Origin of the sequence: Streptomyces lancefieldiae, assembly GCF_031845825.1 — a bacterium.
GTDB lineage: Bacteria > Actinomycetota > Actinomycetes > Streptomycetales > Streptomycetaceae > Streptomyces > Streptomyces lancefieldiae.
In genome coordinates this window covers 1-905 of the sequence record NZ_JAVRFH010000245.1, presented here as the reverse complement: position 1 = coordinate 905, position 905 = coordinate 1, and the positions used below count along the sequence as shown (strand labels likewise).

Sequence of the window (905 nt, the reverse complement as noted above, 5' to 3'; positions counted from 1 at the left end):
GGGCAGTGCTGTGGCGAAGTCGCCTGTGGTGGTGGAGGAGACGTGGACCGGCACCTCGCGGGACGGCCGGCCGGCGGCCTGCATCTCGCTGGCCGCCTCGGTCGCGGCGGTGCTGTCCTCGGCGGCCTCGGTCCATGCCGGGGCGGGGACGTCGTCGGTGCGGTTGGCCGTCCCCAGCAGATCCAGGAGGGGGCCGTAGGCGTGGGGCTCCAGGCGCTGCAGGGTGACGGTCAGGTCGAGGCCGGGCAGCTGGACTGCGGCGCCGGGGGCGGCGGGAACCAACCAGGCGCCGGGCAGCTGGAGGGCTTCCTCGGCGGAGGTGATCACCGCCAGGGCGGTGCGGGGGCGTGAGGAGAGCAGGTCGGACAGGGTCTCGGCGTGTTGCCCGCTGGGGGCGGTCGGGCACATGAGGACCCGGGGTATCCAGGTGTCGCCGCCGTCGGCGGACAGGCGGGCGTCCAGCAGGCTGTCCGCGCCGGCCGCGTCCAGGGCGCCTCGCTGGAGGGCGTCGTGTGCGCGCAGTTCGTCCAGCGCGGCGGCGAGCTGCGCGTGGTGCTGGATGCGGGCGGGGAAGACGGCCTCGAGTTCGGCCCCGAGCCCGGACAGCAGCAGGGCCGTGTCGTCGGTGAGTGCGGAGGAGGCGAGTTCGACCGCCATCCCGAGCATGACCGAGGTCACGTCGTCGGTGCTGCCGTGGAGTTGGAGTAGGCCGATGGTTTCGAGGTTGACCAGGACGGGGTCGCCGGCGGGGGTTTCGCCGATGCTGACCAGGGCCGGATAGGGGGCGGTGATGTCGCGGCCCTCGTCGGGGCCGAGCAGGGAGGTGCCGCGGGCAGGGCACCACCACACGGCGGGGTCGGACTCGCTCTCGGTGAAGGGAGCGATCGCCGGGGCGGGCGCGGACA

Annotated in this window: 1 pseudogene; it reads right to left on the bottom strand. The window is 74.5% G+C overall.

The window, feature by feature from the left end:
* Positions 1–905, bottom strand: a pseudogene (locus RM812_RS41910) (LysM peptidoglycan-binding domain-containing protein); the annotation flags it as partial.